The following is a 19833-nucleotide window of genomic DNA, read 5'->3' on the forward strand; positions in this document are numbered from 1 at the left end:
TTGGTGGCATCATTTTATTTCAGGAAGTGGTACCGGTTTGGTTCAGGGCGGAAAACCAAACGTCTGAAAAAGTTACGAACAAAGATATGAATATCCCAATAATATAGTACTAAAGTAAAAAAAATTATCATCATAAGCACCGATGACACAGGTTACCAGGTGAAGGGCTTTGGCTTGCAGGTAAACGCTCTCAGCCGAATGCCCGAAATCCTTGCATACATACCGGTCACGCCCGCGATCGCCATATCTTTGCGTTGTCCGGCTGTAAACCGCACTGTAAAGCAGGCAGGCAGATGCAACGCTGATCTGTAAATCGTCAGCATAAAGTTCACCAGCTGGAGGTATTACGGGGTGAAGATACCATTGCGGCTATATGCTGCAAATACGGGATCCACCAGAACAATTATTACAAATGGAGCAAAGAGTTCATCGAGGCGGGGAAACGCCGTCTAAGCGGGGACATCCTCAGGGAAGCCACACGCGATGAAGTCAGTGAACTGCGCCGGCAGAACGATCTGCTCAAGCGGGAGCTGGGAGGACTGTTCCTGGAGAACAAGGAGCTAAAAAAACCTTGAATGGATTAGAGGACGAAAGCTTGAGTCTACTCCGAAAAAAGATCATCGAGCCTTAATTTAGGGCTAAAGCCCTATAAACCAGTGCCTTGACTTACCCCGGCCTTAAGGCCGGGGTAAGTGATAACCAACCAGTTAGTGGACTTTAATCCAAAATTATTACTTTTCGGAGTGGACTCAAAGTTTAAATGTTAAATTTGAGGCTGTGTCTTCATTTAAACCAATCAAAATTTTTATTACTGCCGAAGAGGATTAAAGTACTCAGGTACCGGGCGAGAAAATTGTTTTATCGACAGACATTTTTTGGAAATGACTATTGGGTGCAGCAGGGTGTTACATTTGAATATCATAAGAGCCCAGGTTGCCTGTGAATCAGGTGTTTAATTTGGCCCGAAATCACTGGTCTGCTTTGGTTTGAAATGGGTGGCCTGCTTTACTCCGAAACAAGTGGCAGGATTTACTCCGAAATAGTCATCGAAATGCCATATACTCCTTTTATGGCAATCAATTCATCAATTTTTTCGTCAAGTATTTCAGTAAGTCCATCATACTGTCTTCCAATGCTCACAGGAACTCTCTTAAATAAATAGTTATCATCCTCTCGCTTTTCAAGAACCAAAATGAAAGACCCCGTTTCAGTTTTAATTATAGCCTCAGAAGGTAGGGCATTCACTGTATCCGCGCTGGTTATTATTTCCGATTCAACAAAATCATTGGCAATGGCATTGACGGGTTTCTTATCGGTTAGTGAGGCGTAGCATTCAATTGATTTTGAGTCATTGTCAACAGCAACGCCTATGGAGCTGAGTGTTGCAAAGTGAATGGTCCTGGAATTTACAGATTTAAAGCGAACAGTTTGCCCTATTTTTAGCTTTGCGATGTCCGTTGCAAAGACGGAAAGCTGAACGTGTAACCTGGCTGGATCGAGAATTTCTATAAGCTCAGATTGTGCGTCAGTATAGCTTCCAATAGTAGCGTTGATTCTGGAAACATATCCTTTTATTGGCGCTTTAATGGCGTAGGAGGAGTAGAACTCACCATTTTCGATTTTGGAAATCAAGAACCCGATTGCTTCAATTTTCATCCTTAACCCATTGTACTTAGCGGTTGAAGTTTTAAACTCGCTCTCAGCAACAATGAATTCCTTCTCCGCTGTAACCTTTTCGTGGTATAATGATTTAATTCGCTCATAATCATTTTTTAATCGTGTATGACTGGCCGATGCTTCAGCAAAATCCTTTTGAATGTCAATTATTTCATTGCCCGATATTTCCATTAATTTTTGATTTTTTTCCACATATTGGCCGTTAGTGCAGTAAAGGTTTTTAATGATCCCCGGAAGCGGTGCGTTCACTCTTGCAATACCATTGGGTAGCGGAACGATGGTACCGTTGCATTTTACTGTACTTTCAAAAGTTTTGCTTTCCATTGTACCCAGTTGCATTGCGTTGGTGGCAAACTGCTGATGCGTGATTTCAATGAGGTCCGATTCTTTTTTGACAGCTTCCTGCCTGTGACCGCAAGCAAACAAAAAGAAAAGTGCAGATGCAAAATAGACAAGATGTTTTAGGGTATTCATACTGTATTATTTTGAAAGGTAATTAAGTTCAAGCGTTACACTGTTGTAATTCATTAAGTTATTGAAGTAATCCAACTGAATTTGCAGGGCCGTTTCGGTGCTGGTGGCAAATGTGAAAAAATCGATTTCGCCATTTTCTAAGCTAAGCTGTGCAGTTCTGATAATTTCATCGTAAAGCTTGCTGCCAGTTTCCGTATGGTAATTCAGTAGTTCTTTTAACTTCAAATATGCGTTTGAAAGCTCCTTTTGCTTTGTTTTCAGGAGGTCAATTTCATATTCAGAAAAATGGTTGGTTGCATCCATTGCTATCTCTGATGCTTTGATTTTTGATTTTTGTGCATTAAAGAATAGTGGAATGGATAAGCCTGCTTCAAATCCGTGGTAGTATTTGGCATTCTCAAAAAAGTTTGTACCCAGAAAGTAATTAAAAGACAGATCCGGTAAAAGTTTATTCTTTTCAATTCCAATGTAGGCATTAACAAGGGCTTCCTTGCTTCTCAGCCATAAAATGAAAGGAATGGAGTCAATGTTTCTGTTGAGTGAGTTCAGAACAGGGATCTCTGGTGAAACGGTGAACGAACTATCATAGCCCATTAAGGCTTTGAGTGCTGAATAGGTGTTATCGATGCTAAATTTAATTTCGTTCAGCTGGTGGTTGATCTTTTGCTGCTTGGCCTGCATGTTCAGTAAATCAAGGTTTGGAACCTCGCCCTTGCTGTTTTTGAGTGTAGCCCCTTTTAAAATAGTGAGGTAAAGACTGTCAATGTTTTGGTAAATCTTTAATTTTTCGTTGAGTAGCTGAAGTTCAATGTAGCTCAGTGAAACGTGTTTGATCAGATTTTCGCTTTGGATTTTTAGTTCGGCTTCAGCAATGGAATGTTCAATTCTTTTTGCCCTTACTTCTGCACCATAGAGTGTTGGGAAATTAAAACTTTGTTCAATGCCCCAGACTTTTAAGGGATAGTTGTTCTCCGCGATGTTATTTTGGTCGGTACCGTAGGTGAACGTTGTTTTGTCCAGGGCAATGGCCGATGGTATCAATGTTTTTTGCTCCTCAACTTTCAGCCCGTAGGCTTTAATCTCTTTATTGTTTTGCAAGGCGATCTTTATAGCATCATCCAATGTTAATTCTTTGTTCTGCGCACGTAACCCAAACGAGGGAAGCAGCAGCACAAGAATTAAAAGACACTCTTTTGCTCGTATGAATCTCAACGGAAAGAATTTCATTCCAATGACATTGTAAAATATCTCAAACATTAAGGGAAGCGCAATCATGGTGAGCATTGTCGATGTGACCAGCCCACCAATGACAACGGTCGCCAGGGGGCGTTGCACTTCAGCCCCTGCGCCTGTTGATAAGGCCATTGGCAGAAATCCCATCGCTGCTGCACCCGCAGTAAGCATTACGGGACGAAGCCTGTCTTTTGTTCCCTGGATAATTAATTCACGCATACTCATTGTCCCATTATGCTTCAGTTGCTTTAAATGCTCAATGAGCACAATTCCATTAAGCACAGCTATTCCGAAAAGCGCAATGAAACCAACGCCTGCGGATACGCTAAAGGGCATCCCTCGCACCCAGAGCAGGAAAACTCCGCCAACCGTCGCCAATGGAATTGCTGTGAAAATCATTATGGCATCTTTCAGGGATTTGAAGGCAAAGTGTAAGAAAATAAATATGAGGATAAGCGCAACTGGGACGGCTATCAAGAGTCGGTTTGTCGCATTTCTCAAATTTTCAAATTGTCCTCCGTAGGCAACGTAATTGCCCGGCTTTAAGGTAATGTTTTTGTCAATGGTGGCTCGAATATCATTCACAACAGATTGAAGGTCCCTGTTGCGCACATTGACGCTGACCACCACCCTGCGGTGCGTGTTTTCTCTTGATATTTTTGCAGGACCCTCGGCATAGTGTATTTCGGCTAATTCCGATAGCGGAATTTGATTACCGTTGGATAAAGGAACTTGTAGCCGCCTGATGTCATCAATATCGGTTCGGTTTTGCTTGTCGAAACGAACAACCAAATCGAAACGTTTCTCGCCCTCAAAAACGATACCGGTCGCCTCTCCTCCAAAGGCTGTGGCAAGGTAACTGTTCAGGGTTTTGATGTCAACACCATAGTATGCAATTTTTGTACGGTTATAGTTGATCTTGATTTGGGGCAAACCTGCAGTTTTTTCCAGGATGATATCGCTTGCACCGGGTATTCCCTCAATCAGTCCTTTGATTTCGATTGCTTTTTTATCGATATACTCCAAGTCGTCACCAAAGATCTTGATGGCTATGTCGGAGCGAACTCCGGTGATGAGTTCATTGAAGCGCATCTCAATAGGCTGAGTGAATTCGTATTCAATTCCCGGGATAGCTGAAAGGGCATCTTTAAACTTATCGGCCAATTCCTCTTTGCTTTTTGCGTTAGTCCAGGTTTTGCGTGGCTTAAGTTTGATGATCATATCGATTTCTTCCATCGACATGGGGTCGGTAGGAACTTCTGCAGCACCAATTCTGCTGACAATTTTGTCAACTTCAGTGAAGTTATTGATCAGTATCTGTTCCATCTGGGTCGTGGTTTCAATGGTTTTTGATAACGATGTTCCTGTTTTCAGAACGGGCTGAATGACAAAATCGCCTTCGTCCAGGGTGGGTACAAATTCACCTCCAATTCTTGTGAAAAGAAATGCCGTGACAAGCAATGAAATCAGGGCAGCACCAAGCACTATTCTTTTGTGGGCGCACGCCCAATGAATTACTGGTGAATAGGATCTGTGCGCAAGGTTCATCAGCCAATCCGAGACATTTTTTCTGTTGGTTCCGGGCGGTTTCAGGAATAATGAAGATGCAACGGGTATCCACGTTAAGCCCATGATCATCGCACCAATAATGGCAAAACAGAACGACAGGGCCATCGGTTTGAACATTTTCCCCTCAACACCCGTTAACGAGAGAATGGGAATAAACACAATCAGAATGATGATCTGTCCGAAGATGGCCGATTTCATCATCCTGGAGGCTCCATCCAACGATATGGCATCCATGATGCTTGCCCGTTCGTCACTTTTAGCGTTTTCTATGTCGGTTTTCCTGATGGCTATTTTTAGAGCAATAAACTCAACGATGATGACTGCGCCGTCGATAATGATCCCGAAGTCAAGGGCTCCAAGGCTCATTAAATTAGCATCAATCCCAAAAACATACATCATGGCAATGGTAAAAAGCAACGCAAGTGGAATCACTGAGGTGATCACCAGGGCCAAACGGATGTTTCCAAGCAACAGAATCACCGTAAACATTACAATCAGTGCTCCGAGTATCAGATTTTCAACTACCGTGAAGGATGTTTTTGCTACCAGCTCACTCCTGTCAACAATGGGATTAATAGAAACACCCTCTGGCAAATTATTCTGAATTTCTGCAACTCTGTTTTTTACCTCATTAATCACTTCTTTGGAGTTTGCATTTTTGAGCATCATTACCTGTCCGAGAATCGTCTCGCCTTTTCCATTTGCTGTAATTGCACCGTACCTGTTGGCGTGACCAAAACTGACCGATGCAATGTTTTTGATAAGGATCGGTGTTCCCTGGCTATTTTTGACAACAATATTCTCAATGTCCTCAATGGATTTAACCTGTCCATCGCCGCGTATAAAATAGCTTTGGTTGGTTTTCTCGAGATAGGAGCCTCCGGATATGCTGTTGTTGGCCTCCAGGGCATTGAATATCTCCATGAGCGTTATGTCCATGGCCATTAATTGCGATGGATTGATGGATACCTCGTATTGTTTAAGATACCCGCCCCAGCTGTTTATTTCAACCACCCCCTTTATGCCGGACAATCTTCGTTTGATCACCCAGTCCTGAATGGTTCGCAGGTCTGTTGCGGAGTATTTGTTTTCGTATCCCTCTTTGATGTCGAGTGTGTATTGGTAGATTTCCCCCAAGCCTGTTGTAATGGGGCCCATTTCTGGTTCACCGAATCCTTGGGGGATTTTTGCGGTGGCACTTTTAATTTTCTCAGCGATGAGCTGGCGCGGCAAGTATGTGCCCATGTTTTCATCGAAAACTATGGTAACCAGTGATATGCCAAACTTCGAAACCGAGCGGATTTCTTTGACTCCGGGGAGGTTTGCCATCTCCATCTCCACTGAAGCAGTGATGTACTGTTCAATTTCCTGTGTTGATAAATTGCCCGAGGTTGTTATGACCTGAACCTGATTGTTGGTAATGTCTGGAACAGCTCCCACAGGAATCCTTAATACGGCGTAGAGCCCAAAAGCTGCAACCGTTAATGTAAACAGGATGACGATCAGCTTATTGTTGATGCTGAAGTCAATGATATTCTTGAGCATAAAAATTCATTTTAATCGTTGTTGCTTCATTAGATTGTCGATATCCGCCTCACTTTTCAGGACAGTTTCAGTAAGTTTTCGAATGCGGTAATTCTTTCGTTGCCAGGATGAATTGCATACTTAGTGCAAAACGGTACAATGGATTGTTTGATGATGACCGGACAACCGCTGTTGTATTTAAATTCGCTGTTGGGTTTGATTGCCATGGGTCGTGAAATTGCATACTGCAGATAATTTCCACTATTGTACATGTTCATGTTATCGTTTCCGGGATCATTGACAGGAATCATCTCTTCCCATTCAAAACCAGCCGACATGGTCAGCAAGTCCCTTATGATCATCGAATGCTTCAATTTGTCGTCTTCATTAAAATATGCTGAAAGATATTACCTTGCGACCAGACGATGAAACTTTCCACATTTTGAAAAAACACCCTGGGATCGGTTTCTATTAATTTGTCGGCAAAGGTGATGGCAGAGTCAAGTTTTGTAACCTCAATTTGTTGTGAAAACACATTTGCGGTTAGTGAAACAATGATGAAAAAAAGGCATGTTTTCATTTTGTTCATGATCTTGTCATTTAGTATCTTTCTTTCAATGCAAACTATTCCGTCGTGTTGTATTATTCGTTCGTAGGCGTATTTTATAGAAAAAACTGTCTTATATCCGAGATCACAGGCCTGGGTTAATCCGACATAAGTGGCCGACATTGTCCGAAATAATCAGCAAGATACTTAATAAGTAAACATTGAGCAATTCTTTATCAGAAATTGCAGAAAAAGGAGAATTGCTGGACAAGAAGACATCCACTGTCTGCTCATTCTGCTTTCAATTTTGAAATGCCGCCGACACAACAATCAACACGTGCCCAGTAATGAATGACCATATTTCTGACAGAAGAAATTCTACAGCATCTGCATTATCAGCGGGATGGCCAATTCGTTGCAGGGTGTCTCTGTTCATTCAGTGCCCGTTTTTCATTCAATTTTTTTTCTCGTGGACCGGAGCGATTGCATAGGAACGGGTAACCGAGTAAGCTGCAAAGAAGCCAACAGCGCCGTTATTAATATTTCCTTTAATATTTGCAGGCGGGCCGCTGAAAAGGGGATTGGAACCAAACAACTCCGTTTGAGATTCAACCAGGAAACCATAATACTCATTCCCGATGTTATTTACTTCTGTCATGACGATATCACCAGGCTTCAATCCCTGTTCAGGATTACCCTGGTCGAGGTAGGCAATAGGCAGTCCATTTGTATAGTTGCCATTAAAAAACATATCATCGGTTATAAACCATTCGTCAAGCGTATCGGTTAGCAGCACCTGATTCTTATATAAAAGGAATCGATAAAAATCGACCGTGGGTGGCTCCTGTACAAAGCATTTTAGTTCCCATATGCCGTCGGAAGCCCATTCGGGATGGAACGACAAACTCACTGAATCAAGTTCAGTCACCGCATTTAGGGTGGAGGTTGCAGTATAAGAATCATATCCGCCTATGGCATTTACAAGCTTGATGTTCAGCGAGTAGGTTTTTCCCGGAATGCCGAATAACGAAGGAGCGGTAAGATAGACTCCGGGTTTTTCTTCAGTTAGGTCATATACGTGTGAACCGTCTGAGATAGTGACAAATGCTCCTGTAACAGGTGGTGCCGGCTGGTTATAATAGTAACTCGAAGTTGTTGTCAGTACTACCGTATGGCGCATTGTATCCGTCGAAATAGAACCATCGACGACCAGACGGGTATAACTTTCGTCGAGCTCCATTTCAATTTTTTCGGTGCATGAAACAGCTATGATGGAAAGTATGGGAAACAGCAAGATGTATTTTTTGGCATTCATTGTATTCTTGGTCAAAGGGTGAGGGGTTCGTGATTCCATCAGAATTTAAAATTATAAGTCAATGCAGGAATTATCGAAAATAGGTAGGTTTTTTCGGCATAGGTTACATTAGGATCAGCACTGTCCTGGGTAAAATTTATCGACCAGGTATTATGCCTGTTGTAGGCATTGTAAACTGACAGGTTCCATTCGCCATGCCATTTTTTGCCGGGCTTTTCCTTTCCTTTAAGTGAAACTGATAAGTCGAGACGGTGATAATCCGGCAGACGGTAAGCATTTCGGTTCGAATAGATTGGAAGTATCGCATTGCCAACAACGGCCCTCCCGGTGGGGAATGTCACGGGCAGACCAGTTGCATAAGTCCATATTAATGAAGCAGATAAACGTCTTGTAACATCATAGTTGGCCACAATATTTATAGCGTTTGGCTTATCGTAAGGAGCATTGTATTGGTTTCCATCGTTAATTTCGGGTATGATACGAAACGAGCGTGAATAGGTGTAACTTACCCAACCGGTTAGTTTTCCTTCATTTTTACGAATCATGGTTTCAATACCATAGGAATATCCCCTGCCAATGCGCAATTCGCCTTCGAGGTAAGGATTGAGCAATAGCATGGCATGGTCGCGGAAGTCAATTACATTGCTGAATTTTTTATAATAAATTTCAGCTGAAACTTCATACAGGTTATTGCTGAGATTGCGGAAATAACCAATTCCGACCTGATCGCACAACTGAGGTTTAACATTTGGCGTGGCGGGGAACCAGATATCGAGCGGGGTCCCTGAAGTGGAATTTTGTGCAAGTGTAAGATACTGTGCCGTATGCGAATAGCTTCCTTTTATGGATGAAACCTTGTTAAGTAAGTATGTAAAAGCAAGACGCGGCTCAAGGTTGGCATAGATATTAAACGAATCACCTCTTTTGTAGACCGTGCTATCGATAGGTTCGTAATTTGAATCATAATTATAATAGGTTCCCGGACCAACATTCTGAAACATTGCAAGCCGCAAACCATATTTTAAAGTAAGTTTCGGAGAAACTTTATATTCATCGGACCCATAAAGGCTATACTCATAAGCGTACTCAGCCGGTAAAACAAATTCAGAAAACGCAGTTTCACTTCCAAGTCCTTTGGCAGTGCCGGGGAAAAACACATGAAACATAACGGTCGCACCGTATTTGAGGGTGTGTTTATCAGTTAAATAATGTGTAAAATCGAAGCGTGTCGAATAGTCGCGCATCATTGATGTCCAATTGAAAGAAGTTGCCTCGCCTTCAGGTGTCCCAAGTTCGTATTTATAGCGCGAATAAATCATACTGAAGTTGAAGAAGAGTTTTTTTGTAAAAAGATGATTCCAGCGGAACGAGGCTATCTGGTTGCCAAAACTCATCGACGCAAATTGATTTTTAAATGTATCGCGACCCGAATAACCCGATAGGTAAAGCCTGTTGTTTTCGTTTATCGTATGGGAAAGCTTCAGGTTAAAATCGTAGAAGTATAATTTATTGTCGCGGACATTCTCATCCTTTGCAAAAGGCAGGAATAAATCGGCATAGGTGCGCCTACCCGCGATCAGATAAGTAGTACGGTTTTTAATGATCGGGCCTTCAAGAGTTAGTTTACTCGAAACAGTTCCAATGCTTCCGGCGAGACCAAACTTTTTTGAGTTTCCATCTTTCATCCGCACATCGAGGAGCGACGAAAGCCGGCCCCCGTAAGCAGCTGGGATATCTCCTTTATAGAGCGTGACCTCCTTGATTGCATCATTATTAAAAACAGAAAAGAATCCCAAAAGGTGAGAAGCATTATGAATGGTGGCTTCATCCAGTATGATCAGATTTTGATCCGAGTTCCCGCCACGAACGCTGAAACCCGTTGAGCCTTCGCTGGTAGCCTGCACCCCGGGCATAAGTTGCATTACTTTCACGATGTCGATTTCACCTAGCAAGGCAGGCACTTTACGAATGGTTTTAATATCGAGCTTAGCCAGACTCATTTCAGGTGCACGTACATTTTCGTCAGTACGTTTCCCGGTAATCAATACTTCGCCTAATTCAAGTTCCATAAACTTCAGGTTAATATCAACCGTCAGGTTTTTATCAAGATCAATTACCTTTTCCTGGGCTTCGAATCCAATATAAGAATAACGGATTGTATACTTTCCGGGAGTAAGGCTAAGCGAATAAAAACCGTATACATTTGTAGTTGCACCTGTTTTAGTCTCACTGCAAAATACGGTTACACCAATTAACATTTCACCATTGGAGTCATCGCGCACATAGCCGCTCAATGTATGTTTCAAGTGATTGTTTTCCCCATCCGGTAACGAATAGGCCGGCCTGCAAAACAGGGTAATGAAAAAAACAATCATTATGAATATGAAGAATCTCATAGTAAGGGTGCCAGCGTTCACGCCTCACTCGTCTTTCAGGCAGCGGACCGAAAGAGCGTCTTCAATGCGCATACTTGCCCGGTTGACACAGGCGCTGTCATAGTTCAGCCACCGGACATATGCAAAAGAGGGATGAAACAGGGTTGTGGTCCAGAAATAGCCGTTTTTGCCCAGGTTCCAGAATAGCCCTGAATTCAGGGACCATCCACCCGGGAGGCCGGTGAAACCGCTTTCGTTGGTGGCACCTGTATTGGGTGAATTCCAGTGATCAATTCCCGTTTCTTTCAAATTACCCCCGGCATCCAGGCCACGGCAGCCCGATGAATTCCATTCCGGGTCATCGATGGGATATTCGCTGTCAACAGTGCCTTCCAAAATGACATATTCCGCGTTTGTGGGTATGTGCCAGCCATCCGGGCAAATGCCCTGGGCCCCTTCGGTGGTCACAAACTGCATCGCTTCCTGCCATTCGTACATTCCTCCGTAAACAATGCAATTAGCAGCTTCATTGTTGTAACAAAACTTTTCGATGACTCCGTTATTTGTCTGATTAATGTTTGGATTACCATTATTGACAATCATTATTCCTACATTCAGATTCTCTTTCAGCCAGCATTGGGTCCCAATCAGGACTGTATTGTAGGTTTGTCCTTCGTATTCAACCGTTGGAATCCCCGGGCATGGCTGAGCAGTTCCTGGAGAAAAGCTTATCTGCACGGTATCCTGAGTGCTTCCACATTGAGAGGTGATCTTCCACGAAAGTGCATAAGCAATCCCTGCCAGTCCGGAGAAGCTGCTTATAGGGCTTGAGGTATCCGCAACGGTGCCTCCTGTGCCACTGAGGATATGCCAGACGCCAGTGCCAAAGACAGGTGTATTCCCAGCCAGGGATGTCGAAGTACCTGGAATGTTAACCTGGTCAGGTCCTGCGTTGGCTTGGGAAGGCTGTGGCCAGCAGCCTTTGATGCAGCGGATGGAGAATCCGTGTTCGATATCTGCGAAACGGCCAATCTGGGCCTGTGTACCGTTCAGGTAACGACTTCTGGCTTCAAGTTCGCTCATCTGCGATGATGAATAGAAGTGACCGCTCACGGAAAGATAGTAGAAGGTCCCATCGTCGTGATTGCGGAGACCACCGGGAAGACCCGTGAAACCACTGGAATTGGTGGCGCCGGCATTGGTTGGATACCAGTGGCTTGTTCCTGTCTCTCTCAGGTTGTTACCCGCATCCAATCCCCTCCAGCCTGTCTCATCCCATTCAGGATCTCCGACAGGATACAGGTTGTCGACGGTCCCTTCCAGCATCTTCCATTCGTTGTCGGTGGGTATGTGCCAGTCAGCCGGGCAGATGCCCTGGGCTCCTTCGGCTGTCACATAGAGCATGGCCTCATTCCATTCATAGAGTCCTCCATAAATATCACAGTTTGCGGCAGTGTTTCCATAACAGTACTTCTCGATCACTCCATTGTCTGTCTGTAACTGACCTCCTTCATTACTGCTGATCATTGTGCCGATGTTCAGATTTTCCCTGAACCAGCACTGGTCACCGATCTTGACGGTCGTATAGGTCTGTCCACCGTGGTTTACCGGTGCGACGCATCCGCAGGGTATTCCCGGCACCTGCATGATGGTGTTGACCATAAAAATGATGTCCAGGACATTGATGTAGCCGTCTGCATTTACATCGGCTGCCTCTGCATCAAACGGTTCCGGGCCGCCTGCCATGATGTAATTGACCAAAGTGATGACATCCAGCACATTGACCAGGCCGTCCACATTGACATCGGCACAGACAAAATCGTCCTCCGGCAAAGATGGCAATCCTGGAACAAAAGCAGCGCACTCTGAAAATCCGTTAAGATCAGGCAGGCCATGGGCGGAGGCCTGGTTGCGATGTGTGTTGAATGAAAGGACTATGATCATCGCGGCGATCAAAGGCAAGGTGTGTTTCATTGTTGTCAGGTTTTACGTGTTCAGGCGATAAATATACAATGGTTTTACAGGTTTTGCAAACCTTGCGTAATCATTCAGGGTCAGCTGGCCTGATCCAATGAAATGGCGGATTACAGTAACTTCAGGATCAGGAGGGTGTTTTGAGGAAGGATGAAGGATGGAGGATGGAGATCGCGAAGTCAGGCGGCCATGATCCGCGGTTAACACCGGCCGCGTTGGACCACATAAAACGGATCCACACCCAGTCGCTCGGGAGCGACGTAGTCCAGAAGTAACCATCCGTGCCTAAAAATGAGTATGCCCCGTATGAAGATAAGCCTCCGGGCAGGGAATGTCGCTGGCGAACTGGAAGGTGTACGTTTTGGAAGCAGTTGGGACATCAAGGATACCGGGCTCCAGGGTGGTGAAGCTGCCGGCTCTGGTAAATTGCTTCAAAATAGGATTCCCGGTGGAGATTCCAATGTATTCAAGGATGCATCTTTGCTTGCTGTTCTGTCCGGTGGTCAGGATTTTCATGCTGCGGCCAATGCCGTTCAACAAGAAGCAGGTCGCCCGGAATGATCTCCAGGGATAAGGTGGTGTCGGGGAAGTAGATCGTGGTTTCACTCCCCTGGGTTCGGTTCATCACGCTGACACTGTCCAGTCGAACATAGGACGCACTGTCTATGGCGGTAAACGTCAAATCACAGGTCACAGGTTGTCCCAGTGTCACCACCGTGAAAAGGACAGGGGCACAAAACAGGGTGAGCCTTGTCTTCATCGTGATCAGGTTTGTAGGATAAAAAGTTTACCCACTAAGATATGAATAATTTGCGAAAAACGCAATGATCTGTGCCGGAAATTCACATTATTCATGCTTTCTGACTTGATCTGGATGAAAAGATGTATTAAATTTGACAAAAATACCCATAATCGCTACCATGAAAACACCCATCCTTCTCTCACTTGCCCTTATCATGTTATCCATGCAGGTATACGTTGCTGCCCAGGACGTCTCCGAGAGGGACAGCCTGAGGTCCATTGCCTTCGATAAAAGCCTCCCCGATACTGTTCGGCTGGAGGCAAGTGCCGGCTTCACCTGGTCGTTTGTTTTTGAAATACCCGACTCTTTGCTCTACTATGCTCAAATGTTCTTTAAAGAATCGGAGAGGGCCGACTACATGCCCGGAATGATCCGTTCCAGGATACATGAAGGGTATTATTATGCCGTGATCGGGAAACCTGATGAAGCCATGGACCGTTTTCTTGCTGCCCTGGACCTTGCCGGGAAACTGGGCGACCCGGGACTGCTTGGAGAAGCGTATACATCCGTTGCCCAGGGTTATCTGGGATCCAGGGAATATGACAAAATGAGTGAATACCTGCTGCAGGCACTGAAAATATTCAGGGAGACCCACAACCTGGAACAGGAAATCGCCACCATGGGAAGCCTCGCCTATGTATACTCACGCACAGGGAACTCTCCGAAGGCCATGGAAATGTATTTGCGTGTCCTTGCCATGGCTGACAGTGCTAAAATCGGTGAGAAAGACATCAAACCCGATGCACTGTATCGTATTGGGCAAATCTATATGACAGCAGGAAGGTCCCGGGAAGGGATCCGATCGTACTACGAGGCGCTCAAATTGTATGAGCAATATAATAACGTGGTCATCTCCCATCACATTCTTTACAATCTGGCATACTGTTTTCTGGATGACACCCTGAACCTGTACGGAGAAGAGATCGGTGACAACAGGAGAAGTGTTGATATTGCCCTTGACTATTCGGAAGAACTCCAATCATGGTTCGGTCAGATGGAGGATTCAGCGACACTCTCCGAATGTTATCTTCTGGATGCGAAAGCTTTTTTGATCAAGGGCGATAAAAAGAAGGCACTTGAAAAGCTTCAGAAAGCAGAGGAATTAGAATCTGTTCACCGGGATTTTGAACACCGCATATTCTTTATAGAAAGTATCGCCCAGATCTATGAAGCGATGGGAGATTACCATCAGGCGATGAAGCATTACAAGAAGGTTATCGCCTTAGAGATCGAAGCCAAAGAAGTGGAAGTCGTAGCCAAGGTCAGCGAGCTGACCGAAAGTTTTGAGATAGAACAGATGGAGGATCAGCTTACCTTCAAAGAGCAGCAGCTGGCAAAAAACCGCGTGATCACATACCTTTTCATTGGCATTTCAGCACTGATCCTCCTTCTGGCAGGAGTCGTATTCTATTTCCTCCGGCAGAAACAAAAAGCGGCCAGACTGCTGGAGCAGCAGAACCGGGAGATCGAAAAAGCACGCCTGCGGGCCGAACAGAGCGAGAAGTTCAAGGAGCGGTTCCTGGCCAGCATGAGCCACGAGATCCGCACACCGCTCAATGCCGTCATCGGCATGACCGACCTGCTGCTGGACGATCCGCAGCCACCCAAAACGGGGACGTTTCTGCGGAACATTAAGCAGGCAGGTGAGCACCTGACGGGCATCATCAACCAGATCCTGGACCTTTCACGGATCGATGCCGGCAAGCTGGATCTGCATGAATCTCCCTTCAAACTTAAGGAGCTGATGGAAGAGCTGAAGAATCTCCTGGGCGGAAAAGCCAGCGAGAAGGGGATCCAGCTGATCATCCAGGACGGGGAGGGCACGCCCGAGTGGCTCAGGGGAGACGCCGGCCGCATCCGGCAGGTATTGCTCAACCTGGCGGGCAACGCCATCAAGTTCACCGAACGGGGCTCCATACAGGTAAAGATAGCGGCCGGTGAGATAAGCGACGGCAAGGCGATGGTTCATTTCAGCGTGGAGGATACGGGGGTGGGTATTCCAAGGGAGCTGCAGGCAGTGATCTTCGAGGAGTTCGTGCAGGCAGGAGAGAGCGAAGATCAACGGGTGGTTGGTACGGGCCTGGGATTGTCTATTTCAAAAAAGCTGGTGGAGCGGATGGGTGGTACCCTTGCACTGGAGAGCGAACCTCAGAAAGGGTCGGTGTTCAGCTTTACCCTTCCGCTGGCCTTATCCACAGAGGAGGCTTACCGTGCCCTTGAGAAAGAGAAGGATATGTCGGAACTGTTCATGAAAGGTTCCTTCAGGATACTTGTGGTCGAAGATAACCCGTCGAACCAGATCGTAACCGAGGGGCTGCTAGAGAAGATCCTGCCGGAATCGAAAGTGATCCTTGTGGAAGATGGTTACAAGGCACTGGCGCGGCTGGAGAAAGAGAAGTTCGACCTGGTGCTGATGGACATCCGTATGCCGGGCATCGATGGCTATGAAACCACCCGGAGGCTGCGGCTGCTGGGCAATGAGAATGCGGCCATCCCGGTGATCGCACTGACGGCCAGCGTGGTGCGCAGCGACATCCAGCATTGCCTGGAATCGGGCATGAACGGCTATGTGCCCAAGCCGGTATCACAGAACGTATTGGCCAGGACGTTACACGAGCATTTGAAACGGGTCACCGACCAGGGAGTGATCACACAGGAGCCGGATAAAGAGAATTTTCTTGCAGCGATTTCCAACAGGCCCGCCTGGTCCGACCGGCTGTATGATACCTGCAACGGGAAGAAGGACCGGTTCATCCGGTATCTGGAACTCTTCCTGGCACAGTCGGGAGAGCAGGTTGGGAAGTGGCAGGTATGGATGGACCAGCTGCAGCACGAGCCGCTGGCTTTCTCCATCCACAGTCTGGTGCCGCATCTCCGGGAGTTCCTGGATGAGAAGAGTGCGGCCACGGCCGTGGTGCTGGACCAGGAGTTGCGCAAAGGCTGGTCGGAGAGCCATACGGCGAACATACTGTCATTGAAAGAGAAGATCCTTAAATTGCACAGAGAAGCGTCGGAGCTGCTGAAGGTTCTAAGTTGAGTTTACAGATCCCGGAAATACCAAATTTAACGAGAGGTTATATCAAAAGGGGTTATTTTATTCAAAACCGCAGAGACGCCAAGACGTAAAGTCTTAATAATCAATATTCTTTTTCTTGGCGTCTTAGCGACTTAGCGGTGAAAAAAGACTTTTGACACACCCTCACAGGGGAGGGGTAAATGAGCAAATTACCGTTGTCTGCCTCCAATCCTGATCCTATTTTATTTTCTCCACAACCAGTATATAATCGATCTTAGCTCCGTAACGAAGAAATTTTTGGGTAACATGGGGTACAACTGAAACAACCTCTCCCTCCAGATCATTTACAAATTTCGCAAGTTGACACTGAAAGTCATCCTCATTGACTTCAAGGCAATGGATCCTGTATTTCATTTGTTCGTTCAGGTTACGATTATAGGATCTGACAGGCAGTAGTTAATGCTCTTTGATCTTATTAACGTGCCTGGTTCTCCTTCAGACGCTTCACCTCCTCCTGCAAGGCTTTTATCATCTCCTGCTGCTCCTGTACGGCCTTGAGCAACGGGGAGATCAGGGCGGAGTAGGAGACCGTTTCCGGTCTTCCTACGTTGTCGTAGCTGACGAATTCCGGTTTTACCTGCTCCACTTCCTCGGCGATCAGGCCAACCTGCGGCAAGTGATTCTCATCCGTCTTATAGGTGAAGTTAACCGGTCTGAGCGAATACAGCCAGTCAATGCTTTCCATGTCTTCAATGTTCTCTTTATACCTGAGAGAGGAAGATACGTAACCGATCTTACCATTGTTATCAACAAATACATCCCGGTTGGTCCCTCCGACTGTCCCCACATAGGCTCCCATGCAGTACAAAGTGGTAATGCTACTGTTGCCCAAGCGTACCTGGTTACTGGCAGTGACTTCTGCGTCGCGCCCTATAGCTATTGTATTTGAAGCATTTGAAACGTTTGGGCCCGCATTGTATCCCACGGCAGTGTTAGAATTACCTGTTGTGTTGTAATCAAGAGCAGATCGGCCAATTGCTGTATTATAATCTCCAGTTGTATTAGCTTTCATCGCGTTCTTTCCAACGGCCGTATTTGCTAAGCCCTCTGTGTTTGAATAAAGTGCAGAATCACCCATGGCGGTAAGATTGTATCCTGTAGTGTTGGAATAAAGTGCATGATTTCCAGCGGCCAAATTATGGGATCCTGTCGTGTTATTAAAAAGCGTTTGAGAGCCAAGAGCAGTATTATAATTGCCAGTATTTGCTGAGGGAGAAATAGAGCCCCGCAGTGAATAGTAACCGATTGCAACATTATAATTGTCGAAGGTGGTAGTGGTAGGATTAGAATAATACATGGCACCATAACCTAAAGCAGTGGCATTCATTCCTGCTGCATTAAAAAACATTGCATAGGATCCATAGGCGGTGTTAGCACTCCCAGTCGTATTATAAAGTGCATGATATCCGGTGGCAGTATTATGACCGCTTTCGGTAGAACTGTACAGTGCCTTATCACCAATTGCTGTATTACAGATTCCAGTAGTATTGGAATAAAGTGTATGATATCCTGTAGCCGTGTTGCGGTATCCTCTTGTATTGGAATAAAGCGCTCTGGAACCAAGGGCTGTATTTTCTGTTGCATGGTATATTTGAGAAACATTTTGACCATTATTGTACAGCGCACTGTCCCCCACAGCCACCAGGTTGCTGCGGGTGGTGTTTTTATACAATGCACCTGTTCCATTTGCGACATTGGAGTGCCCGGTGGTGTTTAGAAATAGTGCTTTATCACCGAAGGCTACGTTATTATTTCCGGTGGTATTGGAGTATAGTGCCTGCATGCCGACGGCCGAATTATACCATCCTGTGGAATTATTATAAAGTGCCATCTCACCAAAAGCACTATTACTTGAACCTGATGTATTGACCAATAATGCCCAGTATCCTGATGCGGTGTTGAAGTTGCCCTCGGTGTTATTAGCAAGCGCGCCACACCCACTGGCTGTATTGCCACAGCCATCTTCATTGTAATAAAGTGCATGGTATCCTAAGGAAGTATTTTCGTATCCTTCGGTATTAGAATAAAGTGCCTGATATCCGGTGGCTGTGTTTTTGAATCCGATGGTGTTGGAATAAAGTGATTGATATCCGGTGGAGGTGCTATAAGAGCCAGTTGTATTGGAATAAAGCGCTTTCGAACCAATGGCCGTATTATATTTTGCGTGACTGTAGTCTGAAGCCCCTGTGCCATTATTAAACAGCGCACTGTCCCCCACTGCCACCAGGTTGCTGCGGGTGGTGTTGCTATACAGGGCCCTTATTCCCATTGCGACATTGGAATAGCCGGTGGTGTTGTACCTGAGTGCTTCCCGGCCTGTGGCTATATTACTATTTCCTATCGTATTAGAATAAAGCGTCCAATATCCTGTAGCTTCATTATCATTTCCTTCCGTATTATTAAAAAGTGCACAAAATCCGATAGCTGTATTGTAAAGTCCCTCCGTATTATTATAAAGTGCATGGAATCCTGTTGCTGTATTATAACCTCCTCCAATGTTGAAATAAAGTGATTGAACCCCGATGGCAGTATTATATTTTCCGGTAGTGTTGGAATAAAGTGATTGATTTCCGGTGGCGGTGTTATTGAAGCCAGTTGAATTGGAATAAAGCGCTTTGGAACCAATGGCCGTATTTTGAGTTGCATGGAATATTTGCGTGGCCCCTGTGCCATTATTATACAGCGCACTGTCGCCGATGGCCACCAGGTTGCGGCGGGTGGTGTTACTGTACAGTGCTTCTACTCCCATTGCGACGTTGGAATAGCCGGTGGTGTTATTAAAGAGTGAATGAAAGCCTGTGGCTATGTTATTATCCCCCGTGGTATTTTTATGAAGGGCATGATATCCTACGACTGTATTATTATTTCCTTCCGTATTGTAATAAAGTGATTGATTTCCTATGGCTGTATTATTATTTCCCCCTACGTTGGAATAAAGTGATTGTTCTCCGTATGCAGAATTCCGTACTCCATCGACGTTGGAATAAAGGGATTGATATCCTGTGGCGGTGTTCAGAAAGCCTGTTATATTTGAATAAAGCGCTTTCGAACCTATAGCCGTATTATATTTTGCCTGTAAATGGGAAGGTGCCCCAAGCCCATTATTAAACAACGCACTATCCCCGATGGCCACCAGGTTGCTGCGGTCGGTGCTGCTGTACAATGCCTTTACACCCATTGCAACATTGGAATAACCGGTGGTATTGGAAAAAAGCGATCGCGAACCGATGGCTGTGTTACCGCTGCCGTCAGAAATTCTTCCGGAAT

Annotated in this window: 11 protein-coding genes and 1 pseudogene; 2 read left to right on the forward strand and 10 right to left on the reverse strand. The window is 45.4% G+C overall.

Annotation, left to right across the window (positions count from 1 at the left end):
• Positions 1-152: 152 nt before the first annotated feature.
• Positions 153-323 (reverse strand): hypothetical protein, encoded by a 171-nt coding sequence (locus PKI34_12865; GenBank protein ID HNS18700.1) that lies wholly within the window; start codon positions 321-323, stop codon positions 153-155.
• A gap of 12 nt (positions 324-335) precedes the next feature.
• On the opposite strand from PKI34_12865, the pseudogene PKI34_12870 reads away from it, so the two are divergent.
• Positions 336-524 (forward strand): annotated as a pseudogene (locus PKI34_12870) (IS3 family transposase).
• Between the two features lie 505 nt (positions 525-1029).
• Here PKI34_12870 and PKI34_12875 read toward each other — a convergent pair.
• The 8 genes from PKI34_12875 to PKI34_12910 form a co-directional block, all read right to left on the reverse strand.
• Positions 1030-2151: an efflux RND transporter periplasmic adaptor subunit gene (locus tag PKI34_12875; GenBank protein ID HNS18701.1), complete on the reverse strand. Its 1122-nt coding sequence runs from the start codon at positions 2149-2151 to the stop codon at positions 1030-1032.
• 6 nt (positions 2152-2157) lie between these two features.
• Positions 2158-6498 (reverse strand): CusA/CzcA family heavy metal efflux RND transporter, encoded by a 4341-nt coding sequence (locus PKI34_12880; protein ID HNS18702.1) that lies wholly within the window; start codon positions 6496-6498, stop codon positions 2158-2160.
• Positions 6499-6554: 56 nt separating this feature from the next.
• On the reverse strand, positions 6555-6839 hold the full coding sequence (locus PKI34_12885; protein HNS18703.1) for a hypothetical protein: 285 nt from the start codon (positions 6837-6839) through the stop codon (positions 6555-6557).
• Between the two features lie 639 nt (positions 6840-7478).
• Positions 7479-8378: a DUF4249 domain-containing protein gene (locus tag PKI34_12890; GenBank protein HNS18704.1), complete on the reverse strand. Its 900-nt coding sequence runs from the start codon at positions 8376-8378 to the stop codon at positions 7479-7481.
• Complete coding sequence (locus PKI34_12895) at positions 8378-10714, reverse strand: TonB-dependent receptor (protein HNS18705.1); 2337 nt, start codon at positions 10712-10714, stop codon at positions 8378-8380. The genes PKI34_12890 and PKI34_12895 overlap by 1 nt, the downstream gene beginning before the upstream one ends.
• A gap of 45 nt (positions 10715-10759) precedes the next feature.
• Entirely contained in the window at positions 10760-12688 is a 1929-nt protein-coding gene (locus PKI34_12900; protein HNS18706.1) for an FISUMP domain-containing protein, read from the reverse strand.
• A 285-nt stretch (positions 12689-12973) separates the two neighbouring features.
• The gene (locus PKI34_12905; GenBank protein HNS18707.1) at positions 12974-13204 is read right to left on the reverse strand and encodes a hypothetical protein; all 231 of its coding nucleotides are present in this window, start codon (positions 13202-13204) and stop codon (positions 12974-12976) included.
• A complete protein-coding gene (locus tag PKI34_12910; GenBank protein ID HNS18708.1) occupies positions 13155-13448 on the reverse strand; it encodes a hypothetical protein in 294 nt (97 codons plus the stop codon). The genes PKI34_12905 and PKI34_12910 overlap by 50 nt, the downstream gene beginning before the upstream one ends.
• A gap of 160 nt (positions 13449-13608) precedes the next feature.
• Here PKI34_12910 and PKI34_12915 point away from each other — a divergent pair, with 160 nt between their 5' ends.
• On the forward strand, positions 13609-16527 hold the full coding sequence (locus PKI34_12915; protein HNS18709.1) for an ATP-binding protein: 2919 nt from the start codon (positions 13609-13611) through the stop codon (positions 16525-16527).
• 454 nt (positions 16528-16981) lie between these two features.
• Here PKI34_12915 and PKI34_12920 read toward each other — a convergent pair.
• A partial coding sequence (locus PKI34_12920) for a tail fiber domain-containing protein (GenBank protein ID HNS18710.1) occupies positions 16982-19833 on the reverse strand: 2852 nt, incomplete at its 5' end.

Source organism: Bacteroidales bacterium, from assembly GCA_035342335.1.
Taxonomy (GTDB): Bacteria; Bacteroidota; Bacteroidia; order Bacteroidales; family JAGONC01; genus JAGONC01.

Bases quoted from the DNA above. Each gene is read 5' to 3' on its own strand.
- PKI34_12895 (HNS18705.1), bottom strand. From the start codon at position 10,714: ATGATTGTTTTTTTCATTACCCTGTTTTGCAGGCCGGCCTATTCGTTA.
- PKI34_12885 (HNS18703.1), bottom strand. From the start codon at position 6,839: ATGATCATAAGGGACTTGCTGACCATGTCGGCTGGTTTTGAATGGGAA.
- PKI34_12910 (HNS18708.1), bottom strand. From the start codon at position 13,448: ATGAAGACAAGGCTCACCCTGTTTTGTGCCCCTGTCCTTTTCACGGTG.
- PKI34_12900 (HNS18706.1), bottom strand. From the start codon at position 12,688: ATGAAACACACCTTGCCTTTGATCGCCGCGATGATCATAGTCCTTTCA.
- PKI34_12915 (HNS18709.1), top strand. From the start codon at position 13,609: ATGAAAACACCCATCCTTCTCTCACTTGCCCTTATCATGTTATCCATG.
- PKI34_12875 (HNS18701.1), bottom strand. From the start codon at position 2,151: ATGAATACCCTAAAACATCTTGTCTATTTTGCATCTGCACTTTTCTTT.
- PKI34_12865 (HNS18700.1), bottom strand. From the start codon at position 323: ATGCTGACGATTTACAGATCAGCGTTGCATCTGCCTGCCTGCTTTACA.
- PKI34_12890 (HNS18704.1), bottom strand. From the start codon at position 8,378: ATGGAATCACGAACCCCTCACCCTTTGACCAAGAATACAATGAATGCC.
- PKI34_12905 (HNS18707.1), bottom strand. From the start codon at position 13,204: ATGAAAATCCTGACCACCGGACAGAACAGCAAGCAAAGATGCATCCTT.
- PKI34_12880 (HNS18702.1), bottom strand. From the start codon at position 6,498: ATGCTCAAGAATATCATTGACTTCAGCATCAACAATAAGCTGATCGTC.